Annotated in this window: 21 protein-coding genes; 10 read left to right on the top strand and 11 right to left on the bottom strand. The window is 67.1% G+C overall.

Annotation, left to right across the window (positions count from 1 at the left end; all coding sequences use genetic code 11):
• Nucleotides 1–9 precede the first annotated feature (9 nt).
• A complete protein-coding gene (locus ABD231_RS15925; RefSeq protein WP_344151502.1) occupies nt 10–1,296 on the top strand; it encodes an alpha-L-fucosidase in 1,287 nt (428 codons plus the stop codon).
• Here the strand turns inward: ABD231_RS15925 and ABD231_RS15920 are convergent.
• Together ABD231_RS15920 and phoH2 are read right to left on the bottom strand one after the other, a co-directional pair.
• Nucleotides 1,293–1,979, bottom strand: coding sequence for an aggregation-promoting factor C-terminal-like domain-containing protein (locus ABD231_RS15920; RefSeq protein WP_344151499.1), 687 nt, complete (start codon nt 1,977–1,979; stop codon nt 1,293–1,295). The two genes, ABD231_RS15925 and ABD231_RS15920, sit on opposite strands and share 4 nt — an antisense overlap.
• Before the next feature lie 160 nt (nt 1,980–2,139).
• Entirely contained in the window at nt 2,140–3,474 is a 1,335-nt protein-coding gene (gene phoH2, locus ABD231_RS15915; protein ID WP_344151496.1) for an RNA 5'-3' helicase PhoH2, read from the bottom strand.
• Between the two features lie 350 nt (nt 3,475–3,824).
• Between phoH2 and ABD231_RS15910 the strand changes: the two genes are divergently transcribed.
• Nucleotides 3,825–4,895, top strand: coding sequence for an NYN domain-containing protein (locus ABD231_RS15910; protein WP_344151493.1), 1,071 nt, complete (start codon nt 3,825–3,827; stop codon nt 4,893–4,895).
• On the opposite strand, the gene ABD231_RS15905 is transcribed toward ABD231_RS15910, so the two are convergent.
• The gene (locus tag ABD231_RS15905; protein ID WP_344151490.1) at nt 4,855–5,634 is read right to left on the bottom strand and encodes an isoprenyl transferase; all 780 of its coding nucleotides are present in this window, start codon (nt 5,632–5,634) and stop codon (nt 4,855–4,857) included. The two genes, ABD231_RS15910 and ABD231_RS15905, sit on opposite strands and share 41 nt — an antisense overlap.
• 219 nt (nt 5,635–5,853) lie before the next feature.
• Between ABD231_RS15905 and trhA the strand changes: the two genes are divergently transcribed.
• The 4 genes from trhA to ABD231_RS15885 all read left to right on the top strand — a co-directional run bounded on the left by trhA (nt 5,854) and on the right by ABD231_RS15885 (nt 8,805).
• Nucleotides 5,854–6,546: a PAQR family membrane homeostasis protein TrhA gene (gene trhA, locus ABD231_RS15900; protein ID WP_344151487.1), complete on the top strand. Its 693-nt coding sequence runs from the start codon at nt 5,854–5,856 to the stop codon at nt 6,544–6,546.
• Between the two features lie 44 nt (nt 6,547–6,590).
• Nucleotides 6,591–7,730: a phosphotransferase gene (locus ABD231_RS15895; protein ID WP_344151484.1), complete on the top strand. Its 1,140-nt coding sequence runs from the start codon at nt 6,591–6,593 to the stop codon at nt 7,728–7,730.
• A gap of 259 nt (nt 7,731–7,989) precedes the next feature.
• Nucleotides 7,990–8,115, top strand: a complete 126-nt coding sequence (locus ABD231_RS15890) for a hypothetical protein (RefSeq protein ID WP_344151481.1) — start codon at nt 7,990–7,992, stop codon at nt 8,113–8,115.
• A 192-nt stretch (nt 8,116–8,307) separates the two neighbouring features.
• Nucleotides 8,308–8,805, top strand: a complete 498-nt coding sequence (locus ABD231_RS15885; RefSeq protein WP_344151479.1) for a hypothetical protein — start codon at nt 8,308–8,310, stop codon at nt 8,803–8,805.
• Here the strand turns inward: ABD231_RS15885 and ABD231_RS15880 are convergent.
• From ABD231_RS15880 to mca, 7 genes are all read right to left on the bottom strand, one after another.
• On the bottom strand, nt 8,802–10,229 hold the full coding sequence (locus ABD231_RS15880) for a M28 family metallopeptidase (protein WP_344151477.1): 1,428 nt from the start codon (nt 10,227–10,229) through the stop codon (nt 8,802–8,804). The genes ABD231_RS15885 and ABD231_RS15880 overlap by 4 nt on opposite strands.
• 95 nt (nt 10,230–10,324) lie before the next feature.
• Nucleotides 10,325–11,908, bottom strand: coding sequence for a M4 family metallopeptidase (locus ABD231_RS15875; RefSeq protein WP_344151475.1), 1,584 nt, complete (start codon nt 11,906–11,908; stop codon nt 10,325–10,327).
• A gap of 132 nt (nt 11,909–12,040) precedes the next feature.
• Nucleotides 12,041–14,113 (bottom strand): M4 family metallopeptidase, encoded by a 2,073-nt coding sequence (locus tag ABD231_RS15870; protein WP_344151473.1) that lies wholly within the window; start codon nt 14,111–14,113, stop codon nt 12,041–12,043.
• Nucleotides 14,114–14,338: 225 nt separating this feature from the next.
• On the bottom strand, nt 14,339–16,312 hold the full coding sequence (locus tag ABD231_RS15865) for a thioredoxin domain-containing protein (protein ID WP_344151471.1): 1,974 nt from the start codon (nt 16,310–16,312) through the stop codon (nt 14,339–14,341).
• A 10-nt stretch (nt 16,313–16,322) separates the two neighbouring features.
• A complete protein-coding gene (locus ABD231_RS15860) occupies nt 16,323–17,357 on the bottom strand; it encodes a CopD family protein (protein ID WP_344151468.1) in 1,035 nt (344 codons plus the stop codon).
• Between the two features lie 117 nt (nt 17,358–17,474).
• The gene (locus ABD231_RS15855; RefSeq protein ID WP_344151465.1) at nt 17,475–17,744 is read right to left on the bottom strand and encodes a hypothetical protein; all 270 of its coding nucleotides are present in this window, start codon (nt 17,742–17,744) and stop codon (nt 17,475–17,477) included.
• A 74-nt stretch (nt 17,745–17,818) separates the two neighbouring features.
• Nucleotides 17,819–18,670 carry a mycothiol conjugate amidase Mca gene (mca, locus tag ABD231_RS15850; RefSeq protein ID WP_344151462.1) on the bottom strand — a complete coding sequence of 284 codons (852 nt, stop codon included), beginning with the start codon at nt 18,668–18,670 and terminating at the stop codon, nt 17,819–17,821.
• 70 nt (nt 18,671–18,740) lie between these two features.
• Between mca and ABD231_RS15845 the strand changes: the two genes are divergently transcribed.
• From ABD231_RS15845 to ABD231_RS15830, 4 genes are all read left to right on the top strand, one after another.
• The gene (locus tag ABD231_RS15845) at nt 18,741–19,157 is read left to right on the top strand and encodes a DUF4307 domain-containing protein (protein WP_344151459.1); all 417 of its coding nucleotides are present in this window, start codon (nt 18,741–18,743) and stop codon (nt 19,155–19,157) included.
• Between the two features lie 243 nt (nt 19,158–19,400).
• Nucleotides 19,401–19,913, top strand: coding sequence for a transcription elongation factor GreA (gene greA, locus ABD231_RS15840; RefSeq protein ID WP_344151456.1), 513 nt, complete (start codon nt 19,401–19,403; stop codon nt 19,911–19,913).
• Nucleotides 19,914–20,122: 209 nt separating this feature from the next.
• Entirely contained in the window at nt 20,123–20,254 is a 132-nt protein-coding gene (locus ABD231_RS15835) for a class I SAM-dependent methyltransferase (RefSeq protein ID WP_344151453.1), read from the top strand.
• Nucleotides 20,255–20,257: 3 nt separating this feature from the next.
• Nucleotides 20,258–20,731: a hypothetical protein gene (locus ABD231_RS15830; RefSeq protein WP_344151451.1), complete on the top strand. Its 474-nt coding sequence runs from the start codon at nt 20,258–20,260 to the stop codon at nt 20,729–20,731.
• Here the strand turns inward: ABD231_RS15830 and ABD231_RS15825 are convergent.
• Entirely contained in the window at nt 20,708–21,370 is a 663-nt protein-coding gene (locus ABD231_RS15825) for an alpha/beta fold hydrolase (protein WP_344151448.1), read from the bottom strand. The genes ABD231_RS15830 and ABD231_RS15825 overlap by 24 nt on opposite strands.
• Nucleotides 21,371–21,581 lie beyond the last annotated feature (211 nt).

Raw genomic sequence — 21,581 nt, 5'->3', positions numbered from 1 at the left:
GATTCGACCATGCGAAAACTGCTGCGGATCGTTGCCGTGGTCATCGTTCTGGTGCCGGCGTTCGTGATCTCGTCGAAGGTCTGGACCTGGCAGGACGACCGCAAGGCGACGATGACCACGACCGGTCCCTACACGGCCGATCTGGAGTCGCTGAACAAGCATCCGTTGCCGAAGTGGTTCCAGGACGCGACGTTCGGTGTGATGATCCACTGGGGGCTGTACTCGGTCCCGGGGTTCGCGCCGAAGGGGAAGACGTTCCCGCAACTGCTCGCCTCCGAGTACGGGCACGCGATGACGCACAACCCGTACGCCGAGGACTACGCGAACGCGATGAAGGACCCGGACTCCCCCACCGGCAGGTACCACCGCGAGCACTACGGCGATGCGCCGTACAGCGACTTCACCAAGCAGTTCGAAGCCGGGCTGGCCAAGTGGGACCCGAACCGCTGGGCCGCACAGTTCAAGGCGGCCGGGGCGTCGTACATCGTGGTGACGGCCAAATACGCCGATGGCTACTCGATGTGGCCGACCGAGGTGCGGAACCCGCACGCGCCGGACTTCCACGCCAAGCGCGACCTGATGGGTGAGCTGGCGACCGCGGTGCGCAAGCAGGGGCTCAAGTTCGGCGTCTACTACTCCGGCGGCGTGGACTGGACCTTCCAGAAGAAGACCGTCAAGACCCTCGGCGACTACTCCTTCCTGCACTACGGCGAGGACTACCGCCAGTACGCCGTCGCTCAGCTGCGCGAGCTGATCGCGAAGTACAAGCCGGACATCCTCTGGAACGACATCTCCTGGCCGACCGGCAGCAAGCGCCTGTACGCCGTCATGGCGGACTACTACAACACCGTGCCCGACGGCGTGGTCGACGATCGCTGGGGTACGGCGTCGTTCGGCCGGCAGTTCATGAGCCCGAAGCCGATGCGCTGGGGATTCGACCTGCTGATGCGCGGCCTGCTCAAGATCCCGGACGCCGCCGACAGCATCAGTACGCCGCGCGAGGTCCCGCACAGCGACTTCAGAACCCCCGAGTACGTCGGCTTCGACACGCCCCAGACCAAGTTCTGGCAGCAGGACCGTGGCATCGGCGGGTCTTTCGGCTACAACCGCGAGGAGGCGGAAGCCGACTACGCCAAGTCATCCGACCTGATCACCGCCCTGGCCAAGGCCCGGGCCAACAACGGCGCCCTGCTACTGAACGTCGGCCCGAGCGGCGGCGAGGGCGAGATCGTCCCCGCCCAGCTGAGCCGGCTCAACGACATCGGCGCCTGGCTGAAAAAGAACCCAGGACGTTAGTACCAGCCCTTGGCCTGCGAGTGGCTCCAGGCCGAGCAGGGTGAACCGTAGCGGTCCTCGATGTAGTCGAGGCCCCACTTGATCTGGGTGACCGGGTTGGTCCGCCAGTCCGAGCCGTAGGCGGCCATCCGGTTACCCGGGAGGGCCTGGGCGATGCCGTACGCCGAGGAGGTCGGGTTGTCGGCGCGGGGGTTCCAGCGCGACTCCTTGTTCCACAGCTTCTCCAGGCAGCTGAACTGGCCCTGGCTCCAGCCGTGGTCGGGCAGCAGGTTCATCGCGATCTGCTTGGGAGTGCCCTCGTACTTCTTCCGCTCGGCGTCCCGGCTGGCGCGCGCCTCGCGGGAGTTGCGGTCGGTCTTCTGCAGCGCCTGGTAGCGCGCGAGGGCGGCGTTCTTGGCGACGCGGCGCCGCCACGCGGCGTCCTGGGAGGCCTGCATCTCCTGCGCCTGGGCCTCGACCTGGTTGCGGATCCGGATCGCTTCCTCGGCCTGCTCCTGCTGCGTCAGGATCTTCTGGGTCGGCTGCTTGCCGGCCGACGCCTTCTCGCTGTTCACGACCGCGAGCTCGGCGCGTCCGGAGGCAGAGCTGCTACCGGCGGAGCTGAAGAGGTCGATACCCGTCACCACGGTGACGACGGCGATCCCTGTCACAGAGAGAGCCGCGACGGAGCGCTTCGCTTTCATCTTTCCTTCCGAGATCCCGACCCCCGTCGGCTGCAACAGAAACATACTTTGGCCTAAACCGACCGTGATCACAAGCAGGTCACGAGCGACGGCGCGGCCGCCGCAGGGGCGACCGCGCCGTGGCGGACGAAGTCTTACGCGTGCTTTACGTCAAACAGCGTCAGATCTGCAGGTCATCCAGCATCTCGGTGACCAGCGCGGCGATCGGCGAACGCTCCGAGCGGGTCAGCGTGACGTGCGCGAACAACGGGTGGCCCTTGAGCTGCTCGACCACCGCGACCACGCCGTCGTGCCGGCCGACCCGCAGGTTGTCGCGCTGGGCGACGTCGTGGGTCAGCACGACCCGCGAGTTCGCCCCGACGCGGGACAGCACGGTCAGGAGCACGTTGCGCTCCAGCGACTGCGCCTCGTCGACGATCACGAACGCGTCGTGCAGCGACCGGCCGCGGATGTGGGTCAACGGCAACACCTCGAGCATGCCGCGGTCCATCACCTCGTCGATCACGTCGGAACCAGCCAGCGCGCCCAGCGTGTCGAAGACCGCCTGCGCCCACGGCTGCATCTTCTCCGACTCGCTACCCGGCAGGTAGCCGAGCTCCTGACCGCCGACCGCGAAGAGCGGCCGGAAGACGACCACCTTCTTGTGCTGGCGGCGCTCCATCACCGCCTCCAGACCGGCGCACAGCGCGAGCGCCGACTTGCCGGTACCGGCACGGCCGCCGAGCGAGATGATCCCGACGTCCGGGTCGAGCAGGAGGTCGAGCGCGACCCGCTGCTCGGCGGACCGGCCGCGGATCCCGAATGCCTCGCGATCGCCGCGGACCAGCCGGACCCGCTTGTCCGGCATCACCCGGCCGAGCGCACTGCCCCGGTCCGACAGCAGCACCAGTCCGGTGTGCGTCGGGAACTCACCGGCCTGCTGGAGCTCCAGGATGCCGTCCTCGTACAGGTCGTCGACCACTGCGGTCTCGACCTCGAGCTCTGCCATCCCGGTCCAGCCGGACTCCAGAGTGAGCTCGGCCCGGTACTCCTCGGCCACCAAACCGCAGGCCGAAGCCTTCACGCGCATCGGCAGGTCCTTGGAGACCAGCGTGACGTCGCGGCCCTCGGCCTTGAAGTTGCAGGCGACCGCCAGGATCCGGCTGTCGTTGTCGCCGAGCCGGAAACCGGCCGGCAGGCTCTCCGGGTCCGTATGGTTCAGCTCGACCCGAAGACTTCCACCCTTCTCCCCCACTGGCAGGGGCGCGTCCAGACGTCCGTGCTGGATCCTGAGCTCGTCGAGCAGGCGTAGTGCGGTGCGCGCGAAGTAGCCGAGTTCAGGATGATGCCGTTTGGCCTCCAATTCGGTGACGACGACCACCGGGACGACCACCTCGTGCTCGTCGAACCGCAGCATCGCGTGCGGGTCCGACAGGAGCACCGAGGTGTCCAGCACAAAAGTGCGCTGGTCCGGTGTGGATGAGGTACTTGACGCCTTGGCGTGGGTGGCAGCCATGTCGCACGTCCTCTCGGGCCGCGACGTGCACACCACGCCCGGCCCACCAGTGTTAGGTGTTGGACCGGGAGTCGGGGATCAGCCGGACCGAGACAGACCGTCTCGGACACTCCGTTCTGCCCCTCATGGGGCAACCGGCTGGCGAACGATTCTCAAACTGATCGCACCTCCCGTAACAGCCGGCTTCCCCTCCGACCGTCATTGTCAGAGTAGGAGGGTCCGGCAAACCCCGCAGCCCGACACGCCCGCCCGCGGGGTTAACAGGGTGTTACACGTTCCCCCCACCCGAGGGAGCCGCTTCACCCCACCGGGTGATCCGGTACGACGGCGTCGCGGCGGACGCTCATGTCATGCGAAGAAACTGGCCGGTCCTGGTGGGCTGCGCAACCGCTCTGTGGTCGTTTGCCTACGGAATTGCAGGCCTCTACTGGTCCTCAGGAGGTTCCGGCTACCCGTTCGCGAAGGTGGAGGACGACCGGTCGACCGCCTCGGTCCTGGAAGGCGCTCCAGTGGCCGTTGTCGGGCCAATCATGGCCATCGTGGGACTCGGCGGCGCCGTACTGGCCGTGGTGATGACTCGACGCCGGCCGCGCGGGTGGTTGCTGCAGACAATCGCTGCCGTACTCGCGGTTGTGCTGGCACTGGTGATTCCGGACTACACCCTGATCGCGATCCTTGCCCTGTCCCCCGCACTGGTGGTCTTCGCGTTCACCGGAATCCCGGGTGAGCAGGGTGGCGTCGGTGACGTCCTGTACTGGCACCGACTCAATCTGCTCATCCTGTTCGTCGGTGGCGTGCTGTGGGCGGCGACTGCGATCGCCTACCACCGCCGTACCCGCGACGCCTGCGTTTCCTGCGGCCGCAGCGACCGGCCCGCACCCGCGTGGACCACACCTTCGGAAGCGCTCCGCTGGGGACGGGTCGCGGTCGGCGTGTCCGTCGTGGCGAACCTGCCGTACGAGGCCACCCGGATCGCCTGGTACTTCGGCTGGCCGCTGGGCATCACCGACGACTTCCACCAGATGATGGTCGACACCCCAGGCATGCTGGAGATGGGCCTCGGCCTCGCCGTACTGGCCATCGGCGGCAGCATCCTCACGCACGGCCTGGTCCAGCGCTGGGGTGAGGTCTATCCACGCTGGATCTGGTTCAAGGCCGGTCGCCGGATTCCCCCGCGGCTGGCGATCATCCCGGGCTCGATCGTGGCCGTCGTACTGATCCCTGCCGGTCTGATGAACGCCCAGCTACCCCTGGACGGCGACAACTGGGCGCTCAACGCCCCAGGCATCCTGTGGATCCTCTGGGGTGCAGGACTCGGCGCAGCGACCTACGCCTACTACCTCAGACGCCGTACGACGTGTGTGCGGTGCGGACGTGGAGTCACGTGCCGAAGCGACGCTCTCGCTGGGCGTAGCTCCTGACCGCCCGGAGGAAGTCGACGTGCCGGAAGTCCGGCCAGAGCGCCTCGCAGAAGTAGAACTCGCTCAGCGCGCTCTGCCAGAGCAGGAAGCCGCCCAGCCGCTGCTCACCCGACGTGCGGATGACCAGGTCCGGATCGGGCTGGCCCTTCGTGTAGAGGTGCCGGGCGATGTGCTCGACGTCGACTCGCTCGGCCAGCTCCTCGATCGAGATGCCTTGAGCGGCCTCCTCGAGCAGCAGGGACCGCACGGCGTCGGCGAGCTCGCGGCGGCCGCCGTACCCCACTGCGACGTTGACGAGCATGCCTTCCACGTCCTGAGTCGCGGTCTCGGCCCGCTTGAGCGTCTCGGCGGTCGCACTCGGCAGCAGGTCGAGCGCGCCGACCGGGTGGATCCGCCAGCGGCCGATCGCGGTCAGCTCGTCGACGGCCTGCTCGATGATCCGCAGCAGCGGCTCGAGCTCGTCGGCGGGCCGGGTCAGGTTGTCGGTGGACAGCATCCAGACGGTGACCACCTTGACGCCGACGTCGTCACACCAGTGCAGGAACTCGGTGATCTTGTTCGCCCCGGCCTCGTGGCCGTGCGACACCGGGTTGCCGGCCGAGCGGGCCCAGCGCCGGTTGCCGTCGATGATGACGCCGATGTGGCCCGGGATCCGGTCCGGTGCCAGCGAACGCCGCAGCCGGCGTTCGTAGATCAGCATCAGCGCGTCGCGCAGTTTCTGCTTGCCTGGTGTCTGCATGAGCAGGGGTTCGCCTCCAAGTTCCTCAGACGAGGCTAGCCCACATCGGCCTCCGAAAGAGAGGCCGAACTTTTCACTTGTTCGCAGCATCGTAGACACGGGAGAAGGTGCGTAGCAGGGGTGACTTCGCCTACATTTCATCCGGTGGGGGCTTGAACCTACGGTTCCGTAGGTTACGGTTGCGTAGGTAGACCTGTACGACCTCCCGAAAGGACGGCGATGACCGCTTCCAGCGCACAGCCCCAGGCAGTCGGTCACAAGCTGTCCGAACGGCTCGGCCCGCTCAAACCGAAGCTGCGCGGCTGGCTGCACGCCGGCACCTTCCCGCTGGCCACCGCGGGCGGCATCGTGCTGATCTGCCTGGCTCCGCATGCGAACGCGCGCTGGGCCGCCGCGGTCTACACCGTGGGCGCGATGCTGCTGTTCGGCATCTCCGCGCTCTACCACCGCTTCTACTGGGGTGCGACCGGCGAGGCGATCCTGCGCCGGCTGGACCACAGCAACATCTTCCTGCTGATCGCCGGCACCTACACCCCGCTCGGGATGCTGCTGCTGAGCGGCAAGGACCGCCTGCTGATGCTGGGCCTGGTCTGGGGCGGTGCGACGCTGGGCATCCTGTTCCGGGTCTTCTGGGTCGGCGCCCCGCGCTGGCTCTACACGCCGATCTACCTGGCCATGGGCTGGGTCGCGGTGTTCTGGATGGGCGACATCTACCACCAGGGCGGCGCTGCGGTCGTCACGCTGATCGCGGTCGGCGGCCTGCTTTACTCGGTCGGCGCGGTCATCTACGGCACCAAGCGCCCCAACCCGTCGCCTCGCTGGTTCGGCTTCCACGAGATCTTCCACGCCCTGACGGTGGCCGCCTTCATCTGCCACTACATCGCGGTCAGCCTCGTCACTTACCAGTCCTGAGCGTTTCTGAAGGCTGGCTGAAGGGTCGTCCGCGACCCTGAAGCATGGGCGGACTTCTGGAACTGAGCGATGACGAGCTGACCGAGCTGGGGCGGTCAGTCGCCGGCGTGCCCACGGCACGCATCGCTGACGTGCGCATCGAAGACGTGGACTACCCCATCGGCACACCGAGCACCGCAGGTCTCTACCGCGTCTTCGGTACGGCGGATGGCGTCGGCTGGTCCTGTTTCGTCAAGCAGTTGCAGTCGGCGCGGCGCTGGCCACTCATCACGCTGGTGCCGGAGCCATTCCGGGAGGACTTCATCCAGAAGCTCCCCTGGTCACTGGAGCTCGCCGTCTACCGCAGCAACATCGCTCAGATCCTCCCCGAAGGCATGCGCCTGCCCAAGGCCTACCGCATCGACGTGCACGAAGACGACCGCGGCACCCTGTGGCTGGAGGACGTGATCCAGGAACCGGGCCCGTGGCCCATCAGCCGGTTCGAACGAGCGGCATACCTGCTCGGCCGACTCTCCGCTCGCCGCCAACCACATCTGGTCGAGCCATTCCTCCCCCGCCCCGACGCGACCACACCAGGCGGCGCACTGCGGTACTACACGGGTGGACGGGTGCTGGCGAGCGCCGTACCGGCTCTTGCGAACCCAGAGACCTGGCGACACCCGATGCTCGCCGCTGCCGTCTGCAACCTCGGAGAGCACGCACTGCGCGACGATCTGTTGGAGCTGGGGGCACGGCTGCCCGCGATCCTCGATGCACTCGACACGCTGCCCCAGTGCTACCAGCACGGGGATGCGAGTCCGCAGAACCTGCTGGTACCGCAGGACTCGCCAGATGACTTCGTGCTGATCGACTGGGGCTTCGACTGCCCGCACGCCATCGGTTTCGACCTGGGCCAACTCCTGGTCGGGCTAGCGCACGCCGGCGAACTCTCGCCGGACGCGCTCCCCGTCGTACACCGGGTGATCCTGAAAGCCTTCCTGACCGGTGTAGCCGAAGAAGGCATGCAGGTAACCGAAGACCAGGTCCTCTACGGCTACCTGGGTTCCCTGTGCGCAAGAGCAACCTTCACCGCACTCCCCCTGGAGGACCTAGGCAAGCCCGTCGATGCATCCACCCTCGGCCTCTTCGAGCAACGCGTCCACCTAACCCGAGCCCTCGTCGACCTCGTCTCAACGGTCGTGTGAACACAGTTGACCCCACCCGTGCACCCTTTCCGTGGCGCGGGCAATGTTCCCCACCCCACCGGCGCCGGGTGACCCGCCGCAGGCAACTGAACGCTAGCGGCCGCGGGCCCGATCACAACGGCTTGCGCCGTACCACCGTTTGATCGTGGACCCAAGGCCGGCACCCCTCGCGCCCAAAGGTGGGTCGTCTCTTCCTTGTGCACGAGATCCAACTTTGTGCGCCCACTAGTCATCTTCGTGAGCTCCGCGTGGTTGGTGGGTGCACAAAGATGAGCTGGGCGGGCATGGCGACCGGGACTGGGAGCGCACCAGCCCGCCTTCGCCGGACGAGTTCACCGACGGTCGGGCGGCCGCGCGCAAGGTGATGATCCGACCCCCGGCGTGAGGCCTCGCCATGCGGCGGCGGTCAGCTGCCTGCGGCGGGCCACCACCCACGGCCCGGCGGGCAATGCCACCCGCACCACAGCGAAGCCGCACGGGTGGGCTCGACCACCTCAGCCACTGCATTTGATTTCAGTCGTGTCTCAGGTGCAACGAAACGGGGGTGATCGGGTATCCATGGGGCGTGAAGAACCTTATGAGGTACACAGCGCTCGCCGCCCTCGCTGGACTGGTTCTGAGCGGATGCGGTGACGAATCCACGGGCACGCCACCTCCGTCGGCGCAGAGTACGCCGACGCCTACCGACCCGACGGTGACTGAGTCGACGCCGGTTGGGGTTGGGTTGCCGATGACGATCACGCGGACCGGTGGGTTTGCCGGGTTCGATGATCAGGTGCAGGTGGCTGCCGACGGCGTTGCCACGGTTAGTTCGCGTGGCAAGGAGACGGTTCGGTGCAAGCTCGACCCGACTTTGCTGACACCGCTGGTTTCAGCGGCTGAGCAGGTGGACTGGGCGAGCCTGACGATGGTCAAGCCGACGGTGCGGCACCCGGACGACATGATCATCGCGGTGTCGGCCAACGGCAAGGTCGCGCGGCTCGAGGATCCGAAGCTCAAGCCGCTGACGGCCCCGGTGAGCAAGCTGCTCACCGAGGCCAAGATTCCGCCGGGGAATCTCTGCAAGCCGCTCTAGGGGACGGTGACCGCGGTGTCGTCGACGACGAAGCTCGTTTGGAGTGACGAGTCTTCGGCACCGAGGAACTTCACGGTGACCGTCTTGCCCTTGTAGGCAAGGAGGTTGAAGGTCTTCTCCGTGTACGTCGTGTTCTTGTTCAGGTTCGAGTACGTCGCCAGCGTGGTCGTCGTACCGCCGTCGACCACCTGCACCTTGAGGGTGTCGTAGACCGTCGACGAGGTTGTCTCGGCGGTGTCGATCCGGATCCAGAACGACAGCGTCGCCGCCGTCGCCGCGGCCGGGATCGCTACCGACTGACCGGTGTTCTCGGTGCTGGTGTTGCCGTTGCCCTGCAGCCACGCCTTCCAGGTACCGGCGTGGGCCGGTTTCGACGAGCTGTTGGTGACGACACCCGACGTACCGGTCCAGTTCACCGCACCGGATTCGAAGCCCGGGTTGACGAGCAGGTTCGAGCCGCCCGGGGGCGGGCCGCTGCCGTAGTCCTTCTGGGCGTAGTTCCAGATCATGTGGCCGATGGCATCGATGTTGCGGTCCAGCGCGGTCAGGTTGAGGTTGTTGATGTTGTCGCAGGACTGGTGGTAGCACCGGTCGTACGCCTGGCCCGCCGTACCGCCCCACTTCGCTGCCTGGGCTGAGGTTTTGGTGCCCTCGGCGCCAGTGAAGGTGCCGGCCGTGGCGATCCCGAGCGAGCGGAACGCCGCGTGGTCAGAACGACCCTGTACGTCGATGTACTCGGTCTGGATGTTCTTGCTGGTGAAGTACGTCGTCAGTGCGTCGCGGGCCTCGTTACCGGCCGGGTTGTCGTTGTAGACGAAGTAACCCGGGTTCGGCGAGCCGATCATGTCGAAGTTCAGGTAGAGCTCGATCTTGTCGCGCTCGGCGGCCGGCAGGTTGTTCACGTAGTACTTGGAACCGAGGAGCCCGAGCTCTTCGGCACCCCAGAAACCGAAGCGCAGACGGTTCCTGGGAGTCTGGCCGCTGGCGGCATAGGCGAGTGCGACCTCCAGGTTGCCCGCGCTGCCCGTGCCGTTGTCGTTGATGCCCGGACCCGAGCTGACGCTGTCCAGGTGCGAGCCGGTCATCACGACATGGTTCGCGTCGCCGAAAGGCCATTCGGCGATCACGTTGTACGACGTACCGGCCGAGGTGGAGAACTGCTGCAACGTGGTCGTGTAACCGGCCGCGTCGAGTTTGGCCTTCACCCAGTCGGCGGAGGCCTTGTAGCCGGCGCGACCGGTGTACCGGTTGCCGCCGTTGTTGGTGGCGATGGTCTGGAACTGGTCCAGGTGCGCCTTCGTGTTGGTCACCGAGATGTCGGGGTCGACGACCTGGGTGGATGCGAACGAGGACGAACCAGGGACGACCAGCGCTCCGGCGGCGAGGGCGACGCCGAGAGCAGCTGCAGACAAGGATCTACGCATGGGGGACTTTCTCCTTGCTTACAAGAGAAGGTCCGGGCGGCGAGCCTTGGGCAGGGCCCGCCCCCGGACCTTCGAGTGTCAGTAACTACTTGCTACTAGCAAGCAGCGGTACCGGCCGGCGCGTTGATGCCGGCCATGGCGCGCTGCACCGCGAGGCACTGGGCCGAACCGGCGCCGTACAACTCCTTGGCGGAGTTGATGACACCGTTGCGGGCAGCCGCGTAGTTGGAGCCGGAGCTGAGCTTGGTGGTCAGCGTCCGGTACCAGATCTTGCCGACCACGTCGCGGCCGGCACCGACGAACGTCGTACCGTTGCAGGAGGTCGTGCTGTAGTTGACGCCGTTGATCGTCTTGGCGCCGGTGCCCTCGGAGGCCATGTAGAACCAGTGGTTCAGCGGGCCCGAGGAGTAGTGCGGGTCCAGGTTCTTGGTGCCGGTGGTCCAGCAGTCCTGGCTACCGCGACCGTCCTTCGACGGCTTGTCCATGTAGCGCAACGGGGTGCCGTTGCCGTTGATGTTGATCTTCTCGCCGATCAGGTAGTCACCCTTGTCGGTGGCGTTGTTCGCCGAGAACTCGACGAGCGTGCCGAAGATGTCCGACGTCGCCTCGTTCAGGCCGCCCGCGTCACCCGAGTAGTTCAGGTTGGCAGTCGCCTCGGTGACACCGTGGCTCATCTCGTGACCGGCGACATCGATCGACGTCAACGGACGGGCGTTGCCCTGGCCGTCGCCGTACGTCATCTGGGTGCCGTCCCAGAACGCGTTCACGTACGCGTTGCCGTAGTGCACGCGGGAGCGAGCGCCCTGGCCGTTGTTGAAGATGCCGTTCCGGCCGTGGACGTTCTTGTAGTAGTCCCACGTCAGCTGCGAACCGAAGTGGGCGTCCACACCAGCGGTCTGACGGCTGGAGGTGGTTCCGTTGCCCCAGACGTTGTCCGCGTCGGTGAACGTCGTACCGGCGCCGGACGAGCCACCGTTCAGGTCGGTGGTGTAGTTGCCACCCCGGGCCGTGTCCTTCAGGACGTAGCTGCCCGACGTACCGATCGAGACCTGACCGGAGTACATCGAGTTACCGGTACCGGTCTTGACCTCGTCGTCGGAGTCCAGCAGCGCACCGGTCTTCGCGTCGAAGAACGAGTGCAGCACCGACGGCGTCTGGTCGGCCTTGACCCCGCTGGTGACGACCTCGTAGGCCAGCACCGGCTTGGTCTCGCTGACATAGATGACGAGCGCGCCCTTGTTGGCGGTCGCCTTGAACCCGGCCGCCTTGGCGCCCTTGGCGAGGGCGGCGGCCTGGGACAGCGTCGGCTTGGTGGAGGTCAGCCCCACGGCCTTCGCGTTGCGGTTGTAGGTGATCTGGCTGACCGTACCGGCGGCGGACCGCTTGACGATCAGGTCACCGCCGACGACCTTGAGACCGTTGAAGGTCCGGTCGTAGCGGACGAACTCTGTGCCGTCGGCATCCTTGACGACGTCGCGGACCTTGAGGACCTCACCCTTGGCCAGCCCGAGCGCCTCGGCGGTCTTCGCCGCGACGGCCTGCTCGGCCTGCACGGCCGCGGGCTGGTTGAAGCCGCTCGCCGGCAGCGGGGCGGAGGCGAGGTTCGCGCCGGCCGGCGCGGCCGCGAGGGCAGCGGCGGCGAGGACGGCGATGGCCCCAACAGATGTGACTCGTTTCAAGACAGCTCTCCTCACGTGGTGGCCACTGAATGGGCGCAGCGGCTCGGTGCGATTCGATGACGCGTCCTGCACAGGGGAAGAACCAGGGGGTCCGGGGGCCACGCAAGGCCCCCGGACCGGAGTGGGTAGCGGTCAGCTACCGGCGACGAGCGAGGTGTCGTCGACGACGAAGCTGGTCTGCAGCGAGGAGTCTTCCGCGCCGAGGAACTTCACCGTGACGGTCTTGCCCTTGTACGCAGTGACGTTGAACGTCTTCTGCGTGTACGTCGTGTTCTTGTTCAGGTTCGAGTACGTCGCCAGCGTGGTGGTCGTGCTGCCGTCGACGATCTGCACCTTGAGCGTGTCGTACACCGTCGAGGTGGTGGTCTCGGTGGTGTCGATGCGCAGCCAGAACGAGAGCGAGGCGGAGGTCGCGGTGGCCGGGATGGCGACCGACTGGCCGATGTTCTCGGTGGTGGTCCGGCCGTTGCCCTGCAGCCACGCCTTCCAGGTACCGGTGCGAGCCGGCTTCGACGTGCTGCTGGTGACAACACCCGACGTACCGGTCCAGTTCACCGCACCGGACTCGAAGCCCGGGTTCTTCAGCAGGTTGTCGCCGGTCGGCGGCTCGGTGGTACCACCACAGGCGGCGGTGCCGGCCGGGACCGAGATGGCGCTGAACGCGGCCTGGATGCCCTTGCACTCGGCCGAGTCGTTGCCGTACAGCTCCTTGGCGGAGGTGATGGCGCCTTCCCGGGCGTCGGCGTAGGTGCTGCCCGAGCTGAGCTTGGTGCTTAGCGTGCGGTACCAGACCTTGCCGACCACGTCGCGACCGACACCGGCGAAGGTGGAGCCGTCACACGAAGCGCTCGTGTAGGTGACGCCGTTGATGGTCTTGGTACCCGGGCCCTCGGAGGCCAGGTAGAACCAGTGGTTCAGCGGGCCCGAGGAGTAGTGCGGGTCCGCACCGCCGACCGAGCTGCTCCAGCAGTCGTAGGAACGACCGTCCTTGTTCGGCTTGTCCATGTAGCGCAGCGGCGTGCCGTTGCCGTTGATGTTGATCTTCTCGCCGATGAGGTAGTCGCCGACGTCGCTGGAGTTGTTCGCGTAGAACTCGACCAGCGTGCCGAAGATGTCCGAGGTGGACTCGTTCAGACCACCCGCGTCACCGAAGTAGTTCAGGTTCGCGGTGGCCTCGGTGACACCGTGGCTCATCTCGTGGCCGGCCACGTCGATCGACGTCAGCGGACGGGCGTTGCCCGCACCGTCGCCGTACGTCATCTGGGTGCCGTCCCAGAACGCGTTCACGTACGCGTTGCCGTAGTGGACCCGCGAGCGCGCGCCCTGGCCGTTGTTGAAGATGCCGTTCCGGCCGTGGACGTTCTTGTAGTAGTCCCAGGTGAGCTGGGAGCCGAAGTGGGCGTCGACGCCGGCGGTCTGGCGGTTCGCCGTCGTGCCACTGCCCCAGGTGTCGTCCGGGTCGGTGAAGATCGTGCCGTTACCGGAGGTCGCACCGTTCAGGTCCGTGGTGTTGTTGCCGCCGCGGCTCGGGTCCGACATCGAGTAGCTGCCCGACGTGCCGATGCTGACGGTGCCGGAGTACATCGAGTTTCCGGTACCGGTCTTGATCTCGTCGGTCTGGGCGAGCACCGCGCCGGACTTGGCGTCGATGAACGAGTGCAGCACCGACGGGGTCTGGTCGGCCTTGACGCCGGTGGTGACGACCTCGTAGGCGAGCACGGGCTTGGATGGTGTCACGAAGACGACCAGCGTCCCCTTGTTGCCGGTGGCCTTGAACTTGGCTGCCTGGGCGCCCTTGGCGAGCGCGGCCGACTGGGACAGCGTCGGCTTGGTCGCGACACCGACGGCCTTGGCGCCGAGGTTGTACTTCACCTGACCGATGGACTCACCCTTGCGCTTCACGATGAGGTCACCGCCGACGACCTTGAGGCCGTTGAAGGTGCGGTCGTAGCGGACGAACTCGGTGCCGTCGGGGTCCTTGACGACGTCGCGCACCTGGAGCTGCTCGCCACCGGCGAGTCCGAGAGCTGCGGCCGTCCGCGCGGTCAGCGCCTTCTCGGCCTGAACAGCAGCCGGCTGGTCGAAGCCGGATGCCGGGAGCGGCGCCGTACGGTCAGCCGCACCGGCGGTGGTGCCGGTGAAGCCCGCAGCCAGTCCGGCTGCCGCGACGATGGCCACCGCCCCTGCTGATGTCAGTCGTTTCAAGACAACATCTCCTCACGGTGTGGTCGCTGTTTGGGCGCAGCGACCAAATTCAGTTGGGGACGCCGGATGTGCTGGCGCATCAGTGCCACTGCTCACTTGTGACACTGCGTGTCAGGACATGCGAATTCTGTTACATCCGACTGAGGGAGGACTCTCGTCTGCGGCGGGCCCGGAGTCAAGCGATAGTGCCGAAATGACAGGGAAAACCCGCATTGACCACGATGGTCAGCTGAGCTGCTCGCGAAGGGCGTCCGGTTCCGGAACCGGGAGCCGGCAGGTGAACTTCCGGCACACGTAGGCCGCCGGCCGGTCGGCGACCAGCGACCTGCCGTCCATCAGCGGTACGGCGAGACCGGGCGCACCCTGGACGATCGCCGTACCCCATGGCGCGGAGGTGAACGCGACCTGAAGGAGCTCCGGCGAACGGCCGGCGATCGCGATCTCGAGCGGTCCGGCGGCGAGCGTCTCGGCCACCGCCAGCGCCCGCCCGGCGAACCGTGGCGCCCGGTTCGCGATCGTCGCCGAGGCGCTCAGCGCCTGCTCGGCCGCGGCCTCATACCGGACTGATCCGGTCAGGCCCGCCAGCAGACTGAGGGCCTCCGCGGCCAGGCTCACACCGGACGGGCTCGCGTTGTCCGTCGGGTCCTGCGGTCGCCACACCAACTGCTCGGCGTCACCCGCCGTGTCGAAATAGTCGCCGTCGGCAACGAACTGCTCGAGCACCCGATCCAGCAACGCCTGTGCGGTCTCGAACCACTGAATGTTGCCGTTGACACCGAACAACGTGAGACATCCATGGGCAAAAGCCGCATAGTCCTCCAGTACGCCGTGAGCCGTGCCAACCACGCCGTCTCGCGAGGTCCGGTGCAGCCTGGCGGTGGTGGGGTCGAGGTGGGTCGTCCGGATCAATTCAGCCGCGTCGGTCGCAGCATCGATGTACTCGGGTTTACCGAAAACGATGCCGGCTCGGACCAGCGCGGTGATGGCCAGACCGTTCCACGCCGCGACCACCTTGTCGTCGCGACCGGGGTATGTGCGGGCCGTCCTCGCCTCGCGCAGAGTCGCTCGGACGCGCTGCCAACGGTCGGCGTCATCGGGGTCCTGACGGAGCTGCAGCACCGACGAGCCGTGCTCGAAAGTACCGGTCACATCGCAGAGTTCGATGACCCAGGCCGCGTCATCAGCGGGCAGCGCTGCGTAGATTTCGGCCGCGGTCCAGACGTAGTACTTGCCTTCCGCGCCCTCGGTATCGGCATCGAGCGCCGACGCGAACCCGCCTTCCGGCGTCCGGAGTTCCGTCCGGAGGAACTCGGCCGTCTCCTCGGCGACCCGGCGCGCGAGCGGCTCCCCGGTGATTGCCCACCACTGGGTATAGACATCGAGCAGCAACGCGTTGTCGTACAACATCTTCTCGAAATGCGGCACGATCCACTGGCCGTCGACGGAGTACCGCGCGAAGCCACCCGCGAGCTGGTCATACATCCCACCCCGCGCCATCCGCTCACAGGTCTGCACGACCATCCGGAGCGCGTCCTCCGACCCGGTACGCCGGTGATGCCGCAGCAGGAAGTCCAGCACCATCGACGGCGGAAACTTCGGCGCTCCCCCGAACCCACCATCCACCGGATCAAAGTCCGTCGCCAGCAACTGCGCCGCCCGATCGAGCTCGAGCTCCCCACCAGCCGCCGAATGCCGAGCCCCCAACTGCTCAACCACCCGCCGGCCAACCCCGTCGATCTGGTCCCGCTTCGAGCGCCAAGCCTCTTGGAGCGACTCCAGCACCTGCCGGAACGACGCCATCCCGTGCCGGGCATCCTTCGGAAAGTACGTCCCACAGAAGAAAGGCTCCGCCTCCGGCGTCAGAAACACCGACATCGGCCACCCGCCCTGCCCCGTCATCCCCACCGTCGCCGCCATGTAGATCGCATCCACATCCGGCCGCTCTTCGCGATCCACCTTGATACACACGAAGTGCTCGTTCAGATACTCCGCCGTCGCCACATCCTCGAACGACTCATGAGCCATCACATGACACCAGTGACAAGCCGAGTACCCCACCGACAGAAACACCGGTACGTCGCGCTCCCGCGCCTCCGCGAACGCCGCCTCCGACCACTCCCGCCACGCCACCGGGTTCCCCGCGTGCTGCAGCAGATAGGGACTGGTACTCCGACCGAGCTCGTTCACGGGGGTCGTCATGACCCCAACGTTAGGCGGTCTGCGACAACGCCACGGAGAGGCCCAGGGCGAGGGCCATGACGACGAGTTCGAAGCCGACGATCTGCCAGAAGGGGATGTTGCGGTCGAGGAGATCGCCGGTGGCGCGGGTGCGGCTGAGTTGAGCCGCGACGATCAGGGCGGCGAACGCGAGGACCTTGATGATCAGCAGGACGCCGTACCCGTCCGAAGTGAGGACGTCGAAGACGCCGTCCCAGCCGCCGGCCTTCGCGGCGAGGCGGCCGGCGGCGCTGACCAGGCCGCTGAGGACGAGGGCGATCGAGGAGATGGAGGCGACCTGGTTGTAGCGCTCGAGGACGATCGGGAGGCCGCCGCGGCTGGCTCGGCCGTAGCGGACGAGGCCGGCCAGGCCGCCGATCCAGGTGGTGGCGGCGATGACGTGGATGACCAGGGCGGCGCCTGCGAGGACGACGTACGACTCGTTGCGGGGGAAGGCGGTGAGGGCGTTCGGGATCAGGGCGGCGATGGCGACCAGGACGCCGAGGCGGGCGGCTTGGGACGTTTGGACGCGGCGGATGCCGACGGCCAGGGCGACGACCAGGATGCCGGTGATCAGGAGGGCCTTGACCTCGGGTACGGCGAGGGCGTCGTCGAGGCGGAGGTAGAGGAGGTCGACCGGGGTGTCGAGGAGGACCGCGGCGGTGACCACTGCGCCGACGAAGGAGCAGGCGGCCCAGATGACTGCCGAGTTGCTGGCGTCGTGGACCGCGCGCCGGCCTTGGGTGCCGAGCAGGCCGCCTTCGATGCGGAGCAGGACGACGGCCGCGAGCAGGGCGCCGGCGCAGCCGACGGTGGCCAGGGTCGCGATCAGTTTGAGCAGCGGGAGGAGCCAGGCGACGAACAGGCTCGGGCCGCCGATACCGCCGGTGTCATGCGGCTCACTGCCGGTGGCGAACAGGGCGATGACGAGGGCGATCGAGGCCACCAGAACCGCACTCAATCCGCCGACGACGAGGCGTCCGGGCATGCGGTGCCGGGCGGCGCGAGTGGCACGGGTCGTGCTCATCGCACGGACCCGCGCCCGGCAATGGTGGGCACGCGGCCACTATAGGGTCACGCGGAGGTGGGCAGCCCAGTCCGACACCATCTCGTGATCACGGTGCCGCGGATCGTATCGTGCGCGTTACTTGGGCTCACTCTGCGTCGGCGTCGTAGCCACCGTAGGGATCGGATCGACAGCGTCCGGGTCCGCAGAACTGGCGGGACTCGCTGGGCCGGAAGACGGAGCTGGGTCGTCCGCGTCGGCGTCGTCGAAGTCGATCTTCTTCAGCTGCTTGCCCATGTTGCGCCACAGCAGCACCGTGACGGCAGCGAGTGCCAGCACGATCAGCAGCGCGACCCAGCCGGGACGCACCGAGTTCGGGTCGATCTCGACCGGCGCAAGGAAGGTCATCGCTATCACGCCACCATTCTCTCACTGTGCTCGATTCCTTCCCCACCCCACCGCCCCGATCGGGGGCCGCTCCGTCAACGCAGCCCCGCGAAGAGGTCGTTCTCCGGCAGTTCCGAGTCGACCAGACTCCGCGCGAGCTCGTAGTCCTCGGTCGGCCAGGCCGCCTGATGGACCTCCAGCGGTACGTCGAACCAGGCCCCGTCGGGGTCGATCTGGGTCGCGTGCGCGAGGAGCGCCTTGTCCCGAGTCTCGAAGTACTGCGCGCATTCGATCCGCGTGGTGATGCGGCGCTCGTTCTCCGGGTCGGGCTTCCAGTCCTTCAACCGGTCCTCGTACGGCGACTTGAGCCCGCGCGCGACCATCGCGTCGTGCAGCGCCTTCATCCGCTCGCGGTGGAACGTGTGGTGGTAGTACAGCTTCAGCGGCTGCCAGGGCTCACCGAGCTCCGGGTACGCGTCCGCATCACCGGCCGCCTCGAAGGCCGCCACGGTGATCTGGTGGCACATCACGTGGTCGGGATGCGGGTAGCCGCCGTTCTCGTCGTACGTCGTGACGACCTGCGGACGGAACTCGCGGATCAGCTTCACCAGCGGCGCGGCCGCGTCCTCCACCTTCAGGGCGGCGAAACAGCCCTCCGGCAGCGGTGGCAGCGGATCACCCTCCGGGTAGCCGGAGTCGACCCAGCCGAGCCACTCCTGCCGGATGCCGAGAATCTCGCGCGCCGTGTCCATCTCCTTGCGGCGGATCTCGCTGATGTTGGCCAGCACCTCGGGCCGGTCCATCTTCGGGTTCAGGATGGATCCGCGCTCGCCGCCGGTACACGTGGCGACCAGCACCTCGACACCTTCGGCCACGTACCGGGCCGTCGATGCGGCTCCCTTGCTCGACTCGTCATCCGGGTGGGCATGCACATGCAACAACCGCATTTCTCCACTCACAAGACACAATGGTCCTCCACCGGACCCCAAAAGCCACAACCAACCCCCTGGACCCCCGTTGACAGAGCACGCCAACAGCACCCTCGACTCCCGTTATGGACGCACGTCACGGTCCCGTCGACCACTGATCATCGGACTGGTCGCCGTACTGGCCGTGGCCGGCCTGGGGTGGCTGCTGTGGGCCGCGGTGGTCGGATCGAACCCGCCGGTGACGTCGCGGCTGCTGGCCTTCAAGGTGGTCTCGGACACCCAGGTGACAGCCACGGTCCAGGTCGACCGCAGCAAGTCGGTCGAAGCCACCTGCCGGGTGCAGGCCAAGGCCGCGGACTTCTCGATCGTCGGCGAGCTGACGCTGACCGTTCCGGCGGACTCCCCCCGGCATCAGTCGCTGCCGGCGACGCTGACCACCCAGCGAACCGCCACTTCGGTCGTCCTGATCGGCTGTACGACGGCCGATTCGCACCGCCCGCACTGACGTCAAACGTGCAGGTCAGGGCCGCTTTCTGGTTGACGCGGAACTTGAATCGGCAACCGATTGCCATCTGCGCGGCCGGGATTCGCAAAAAACCGTCGGGAAAGCGCTCTCCTGACGTGTGAGAGCCGTCAGAACGGTGGGGTTCTCGGGCAGAACTTGCTACGCTGAACGGATTGGTCGCCGTCGTCGACGGCGGCCAGCAGCATTTCCTGCCCACCTATCCAACCCCCCAAGGAGCAGCCCATGACGCAGAGAATCGAAGAGGCGAGCGTTGTCTGGCTGACACAGGAGGGCTACGACCAGCTGAAGGCCGAGCTGGAGCAGCTGAAGGGTCCGGCCCGCGCCGAGATCACCCAGCGGATCAGCGACGCCCGCGACGAGGGCGACCTGAAGGAGAACGGCGGCTACCACGCCGCCAAGGACGAGCAGGGCAAGATCGAGGCCCGGATCCGGCAGCTCGAGGACATGCTCCGCCGCGCCCAGGTCGGCGAGACCCCGAAGAAGGGCGGCAAGGTCGAGCCCGGCATGAAGGTGTCCATCACCTTCGCCGGTGACGACGAGGTCGAGACCTTCCTGCTCGGCTCCCGCGAGCTGCTCGCCCTGGACGCCTCGGTGGACATCGACGTCTACTCGCCGCAGTCCCCCCTCGGCGCCGCGATCCTCGGCAAGAAGAAGGGTGACAAGGCCACCTACGAGGCCCCCAACGGCAAGCCGGTCACCGTCCAGATCGTCGCCGCCGAGCCCTTCACCGGCTGACCCCACCACCTTCGCAGCGCCCCGGTGGACAACCACCGGGGCGCTTCGCTTTCCCGTTCGCGCAAAACCTGGTGCAGACCGCAGCCGGTACCGCGACACGTCCGACCCACCTAGCCCGCCCGCCCCGCTCCACCCGTCCGCCATCTGATGGGTTCCCCCACGAGCTTGCGGGTTCCCCCATCGCATGCGGGTACAGAACCCACAACCTGATGGGTCAACCCACGAGATGGCGGCACACGCAAGGTCTGGAGGTCGAGGGGTGCGACATGTCGGCCGACATGCTGGCGATGTGCCGGCGCCAGGCCGCAGTCGCCGGATTGACGCCGACGCTGTACGAATAGGCGATGCAGGATCTCGACGTACCGGGGAAGTTCCGCACGATCTACATCCCGTGCGGCAGCTTCGTCTGCATGATCGATCGGCAGGAGGCGCTCGAAACCCTTCGGCGCTGTCGCGAACACCTCGAGCCCGGCGGTGTCCTGGTCTTCAACGCGTTCCCGGTCCCGATCAACTACACCGAACCGCCCGCCGACGACTTCCCCACTCCTTGGCAGCCGGGCACCAGCACCGACCTTCCCGACGGTCACCGCCTAGAGGTCTCGGCGCGTTGGACCGCCTTGGATCGCGTCGAGCAGACCTGGCACGAAGAACGCCGCTACGACCTGTACGGCGGCGCTGCGCCGATCCGCACCGAGATCCGCGCCGGCCAAGGCCGCTGGTACTTCCGCAACGAACTCCTCTGGATGCTCCAGCTAGCCGGATTCGCTCCCGCCGATGTCACCACCACCGGCGACCTAAGTCTCCGCGCCGTCCGCTAGAAACTCGGTCAGCAGCGCGACGAACGCCTCCGGCGCTTCCCGATGCACCCCGTGTCCGACAGCCAGTTCGTGGAAGCGACCACCGGGCACCTGCTCAGCCATCGCCCGCATCTGCTCCTGCGGAAACGGACTGGATGGGCCTCCCCCGATCACCAGCGTCGGCACTCGCACACCCGCCAACTCCCCGAACCACCCCGGATCCGGCGCATTCACCTGCCCGATCAACTCCACCCGAGCCCGCCAGTCGTATGCCAAAGGTTCACTCGGCCGCTCAGGTATCGGTCGCGCCTGCGGAAACGGCGGCGGCGACTCAACCAACACCAACGCCCCCACCCGCTCCGGCCGCCGCGCCGCATGCAGGTAGGCCGCCACCGCCCCCATCGAATGCCCAACCACCACCGGCGCCACCAACTCGTGCTCGTCGAGAAACTCCCCCAAGTCAGCCGCCAGCAACTCGAACGAATACTCGTCCGCCGGCCCCGTCTCCCCATGCCCCCGCTGATCCGGCACCAACACCCGCCACCGCCGACCCAACTCCCCCACCACCCCGTCGAACGACCCCCCATCCGACGTCAACCCATGCAACAACACCATCTCCGGTGCCCCGACCACCCCGAACTCCCGAAACGCCAACCGCACAAGTCACCCCTCCTCGAACCCAGACCCCATCACAACCGCCCACCCCTCGAGTTCCCCCGCGGGCCTGCGGCCGATCCCCCAATTGTGATGGCCCACCGGTCCGCCCTCCGGCCGTCCGCCATCTGATGGGTTCCCCCACGGGGTTGTGGGTTCCCCCATCGCATGCGGGTGGAGAACCCACAAGCTGCCGGGTCCACCCACGAGATGGCAT

Source organism: Kribbella yunnanensis (genome assembly GCF_039529655.1).
GTDB classification, from domain to species: Bacteria; Actinomycetota; Actinomycetes; order Propionibacteriales; family Kribbellaceae; genus Kribbella; species Kribbella yunnanensis.
The sequence above is the reverse complement of the archived record's forward strand: the minus strand, read 5'-3'. Positions and strand labels throughout refer to the sequence as shown.

Coding starts and splice junctions, on each gene's coding strand:
- ABD231_RS15895 (WP_344151484.1), top strand. CDS start 6,591: ATGGGCGGACTTCTGGAACTGAGCGATGACGAGCTGACCGAGCTGGGG.
- ABD231_RS15855 (WP_344151465.1), bottom strand. CDS start 17,744: ATGACCTTCCTTGCGCCGGTCGAGATCGACCCGAACTCGGTGCGTCCC.
- ABD231_RS15860 (WP_344151468.1), bottom strand. CDS start 17,357: ATGAGCACGACCCGTGCCACTCGCGCCGCCCGGCACCGCATGCCCGGA.
- greA (WP_344151456.1), top strand. CDS start 19,401: ATGACGCAGAGAATCGAAGAGGCGAGCGTTGTCTGGCTGACACAGGAG.
- ABD231_RS15925 (WP_344151502.1), top strand. CDS start 10: ATGCGAAAACTGCTGCGGATCGTTGCCGTGGTCATCGTTCTGGTGCCG.
- mca (WP_344151462.1), bottom strand. CDS start 18,670: ATGCGGTTGTTGCATGTGCATGCCCACCCGGATGACGAGTCGAGCAAG.
- ABD231_RS15880 (WP_344151477.1), bottom strand. CDS start 10,229: ATGCGTAGATCCTTGTCTGCAGCTGCTCTCGGCGTCGCCCTCGCCGCC.
- ABD231_RS15920 (WP_344151499.1), bottom strand. CDS start 1,979: ATGAAAGCGAAGCGCTCCGTCGCGGCTCTCTCTGTGACAGGGATCGCC.
- ABD231_RS15865 (WP_344151471.1), bottom strand. CDS start 16,312: ATGACGACCCCCGTGAACGAGCTCGGTCGGAGTACCAGTCCCTATCTG.
- ABD231_RS15910 (WP_344151493.1), top strand. CDS start 3,825: ATGCGAAGAAACTGGCCGGTCCTGGTGGGCTGCGCAACCGCTCTGTGG.
- ABD231_RS15835 (WP_344151453.1), top strand. CDS start 20,123: ATGGGTCAACCCACGAGATGGCGGCACACGCAAGGTCTGGAGGTCGAG.
- trhA (WP_344151487.1), top strand. CDS start 5,854: ATGACCGCTTCCAGCGCACAGCCCCAGGCAGTCGGTCACAAGCTGTCC.
- ABD231_RS15830 (WP_344151451.1), top strand. CDS start 20,258: ATGCAGGATCTCGACGTACCGGGGAAGTTCCGCACGATCTACATCCCG.
- ABD231_RS15885 (WP_344151479.1), top strand. CDS start 8,308: ATGAGGTACACAGCGCTCGCCGCCCTCGCTGGACTGGTTCTGAGCGGA.
- phoH2 (WP_344151496.1), bottom strand. CDS start 3,474: ATGGCTGCCACCCACGCCAAGGCGTCAAGTACCTCATCCACACCGGAC.
- ABD231_RS15905 (WP_344151490.1), bottom strand. CDS start 5,634: ATGCAGACACCAGGCAAGCAGAAACTGCGCGACGCGCTGATGCTGATC.